At 32.8% G+C, this 3,780-nt stretch carries 2 protein-coding genes and 1 pseudogene; all 3 read left to right on the forward strand.

Features of this window, described 5'->3' with window-relative positions; translation table 11 throughout:
• Positions 1–238: pseudogene (locus F6K15_RS34940) on the forward strand (hypothetical protein); the annotation flags it as partial.
• Between the two features lie 877 nt (positions 239–1,115).
• Positions 1,116–1,448, forward strand: a complete 333-nt coding sequence (locus tag F6K15_RS34945; RefSeq protein WP_293070273.1) for a hypothetical protein — start codon at positions 1,116–1,118, stop codon at positions 1,446–1,448.
• 938 nt (positions 1,449–2,386) lie between these two features.
• Complete coding sequence (locus tag F6K15_RS34950; protein ID WP_293070275.1) at positions 2,387–3,487, forward strand: acyltransferase family protein; 1,101 nt, start codon at positions 2,387–2,389, stop codon at positions 3,485–3,487.
• Positions 3,488–3,780 lie beyond the last annotated feature (293 nt).

A 3,780-nucleotide genomic window follows, 5' to 3' on the forward strand; every position in this document is an offset into this window, starting at 1 on the left:
CATTCCGAACGGCTTTGATTTGCATCTCAATCGTCCATCCGTAATTTTCGTCCTGCATGGCCAGTGCTTGGAGCGCGAGGGGCAAACTACACCTGGTAATGTAGTTCCTGCTTGTATTCAGTGTAATAGCTCTAAAAATAATCAAGATGTTTTTGAATGGATGGACAAAAAATCCATTACTCCTCATCCTGAGTTTATTGACAGAATTATAATTTCTGAATGTGGACTTTATGGTTAGATAAGTTCTACCTGTCATTCAATACTTATTAGATATCTCCAATAATAAAAAATCAAATCAATTATTGTACTTTTATTCATCAATTATTTCCCCTACTCTCTACTCCATCTTTTAGTGGAGATATCTATTTTATTGCTAGCTATAATTCAATCTAGAAAGTGCAAAGTTGTTGGAATAACTATTGCGAGCTAATGCTTTCAGGGATTTCAAAGTTAGAAACTCTCCATTCAGAAATGTCGGTGCTGTAAGCATTTTTCAGTAATACTTTCAGTCTTGAAAGTCAATCGTTTTTTAGAAAAATTTTGTACTCTCCAGATTCAATCTACCTACTAAAAAAAATAATTATTAAACTCTAATTATTAACGGGACTTTGATATTTTTTAGGCTAAAAATTGCTTCAAACTCAACGTTAGCAAGGAAAATACGTTGCTCTGGCTAAAAATGGCTCTTTGCGTAGCATTCCCTAGGAAAACCTAAGATATATCAATAAATAGACTATTTTAACGTTAAAGCATTACACAGTAAGGTTTTAAAACTATTTTTAAGGCATTTTTTGCTAAAGTCCCGTTAACTAAAATATTTTTCTATAGTTACTAAATTATACCTTTTTTCAAGTAGGAATAAACCTATAGATATGGTAATATTACGACTGAAAATTATCTCAATAAAAAAATATAATAGTTACTGAATATCAATAATAAAATAGTTAAGTAGCTATGCAAAATTAATTACAATTTTTGATGTTTTCAATAGCATTAACAACGAAAGTAAAGCAAAATTGATTAATCTATTGAATCTTAAAAAAAGACAAAGATATAGGGAAAGCTGCCCCAAAAAAACTTATCTTAAACAAAACTAATTAAAAACTTTCCTAGTTATGGCAAAAATAACTCACAAAGAAGTATTCGACCTCCTAATCAAAGAAGTTCTTGAAGCTTACCCACACGTGGAAAATAAGTTGGATTTTGTATCTAAAGATATTTTAGAGCATCTTCTCTCTAATAGTGATGGAGTGAGAGAAAGATTGCGTAAGGGATCTTTTACAAAAGATGATGGTAAAGTTAATCAAACCGAAGCTTTTTTACTCACCTGGGTGGATGAAGTATGGGATGTAGAAAATGGTAATCAAGAGTTATATAAAAAATTTATCTCTGAATTAAATGGAACGTCACAGGAGTTTGATTTATATGATAAAGAAGTACCTCAATAAAGTAATTTAAGTCACGACTAAATAAACAAAGCTTGAATGTAGCCAAAAAATAAGTACCTTCTGATTAAAGCTACTTATTTTATATAGCAATTCCCAAGAAAAAAGAGGTATAAAATTCGTTGATTTTAGGGGTTAGGGAGTAGGGAGTAAAAAAGAAGAAAAACAACTGTACCTCAGTAACTTGAGAAACGCTATAGCTAAAATTGGTAAATAGATAAGTTTTATACTAAATCCGGCGATCAAAAGAACCGTTATTATGAAGGTCAAGCAGAAGGCAGAAAGGTTAGAAAATAATTTGAAAAACGGACTTTTGATAACCGGATTTGGTATTAGTCATAAATGAAAAAATTAATTTTTGGTGCTATCATTTGGTCTCAATTCTGTTAATACTTGAAACCTTATTATTCCTAGACTTAAAGGAGGAATAACTATCCCTATTCATTAATTGATAATGGATAATGGATAATTGATAATTACCTCTGGTTAAAACCGTTCTTGATTGAATATAAGGAATATTTTCTTTTCTCTTGGTCGATTGGATATGGCGAGGAGACCTCGCCATCCCTCGACCGCTTTTTCCCCTTAAAAGGAGAGGCTTCAAGGCGCGAATTATTTAATTATTAATTATTAATTATTAATTATTAATTATTAATTATTCGGTAATATATTTTCTACTTGTATTAAGTGCAATTACTCTAAAAATAATCAAGATGTTTTTGAATATAAATAGACTTGAAAACTAAGTTTTTGGCGAGGCATTACAACGGTTTTATATTAACGATCACCATAGTTCTAAAAGAGAATATGAAATAACTACTTATAGATAGAAAATTCTAGAATTGATTTTTTTGACATTTATGAATAAAAATTTGGCTCGTACTGCCAAGAATAATCAAAACGCGATAGTATAAATCTCTACTATAAAAACATCAATAAAAATGCGTTTAAAATCTCTCGACGTATTTCGTGGCATTACCATTGCCAGTATGATTCTTGTTAATAACCCAGGCAGTTGGAATCATGTTTATCCACCCTTACTTCACGCAAAATGGCATGGTTGTACACCCACAGATTTAGTATTTCCCTTCTTCCTATTTATCGCAGGTGTAGCAATGACTTTTTCCCTGTCAAAATACACCGAAAAAAACCAAGCAACTCCAAAAGTTTATCGGCGAATTTTACAAAGATGCCTCATACTGTTTCTCTTAGGTTTACTACTAAATGGCTTTCCTAATTACAACTTAGCTACTATTCGTATCATGGGAGTATTACAACGTATTAGTTTAGCCTACCTCCTCGCAGCGATCGCCATCCTTAACCTTTCGAGAAAACAACTTTATGGACTTGCCACTGCACTACTAATTGGATACTGGGTAGCCATGCAATTAATACCCGTTCCTAATTATGGCCCTGGTGACCTTTCCCCAGAAGGAAATCTTGGTGCTTATATTGATCGCCTCATTCTGACCCAACAACATTTGTGGGCCGGAAAACCATACGATCCAGAAGGTCTATTTAGCACTTTACCTGCTGTAGTAACCGTTTTGATTGGTTACTTTACAGGAGAATGGCTGAAGCATAAACCAATCAAAAGTCGCACTAGCTTAAATCTGGTCATTTTCGGTCTTAGCTGTTTAGTAGTGGGGTATATCTGGGGACTATTTTTTCCCATCAATAAAACTTTATGGACAAGTTCCTATGTAATATTTACCTGCGGATGGGCCTTACTGTTATTAGCTGCTTGTTATGAGGCGATCAAAGTTCGAGGTTGGCAAAAATGGGGACATCCATTTGAAGTGATGGGATTAAATGCCATATTGATATTTGTCGCCTCTGGATTTTTAGCTAGATTAATGATTTATAACAAAATTAGTATGGTTGAAAGTTCTCCTACTATTAAGACATGGATATATGAACAATTTTTCCAATCTTGGGCTGGTTCATTTAATGGTTCTTTGATTTTTGCTATTGTTAATGTGTTATTGTGGTGGGGAATTTCTGATTTAATGTATCGTCGCAGTTGGTTTATTAAAGTTTAATCAACATTAAGCATTTAGTTATTAGGATTCAGAATTCAGCGCAAAACTTTCGGTAGATACTCAGACGTTGCAATGATAAGTCGCCACAGATAGAATTTTTTCTTCATCCTATCAATCATAGAATTAGCCAATGAAAATCTATAAAATAGTCATCAAGAAAATTCCTTTTTTTTCCGAGTCAAACCAGGGAAAAATACTCAAACGTTGCAGTCAGAAGTCGCCACAGATAGAATTTGTTCTTCATCCTGTCAATCATAGAATTAGCTAATGAAAATATCCCAAGTAGTCATCAA

The sequence above is a fragment of the Okeania sp. SIO2B3 genome (assembly GCF_010672525.1).
Classification (GTDB): domain Bacteria; phylum Cyanobacteriota; class Cyanobacteriia; order Cyanobacteriales; family Microcoleaceae; genus Okeania.

Coding starts and splice junctions, on each gene's coding strand:
- F6K15_RS34945 (WP_293070273.1), top strand. CDS start 1,116: ATGGCAAAAATAACTCACAAAGAAGTATTCGACCTCCTAATCAAAGAA.
- F6K15_RS34950 (WP_293070275.1), top strand. CDS start 2,387: ATGCGTTTAAAATCTCTCGACGTATTTCGTGGCATTACCATTGCCAGT.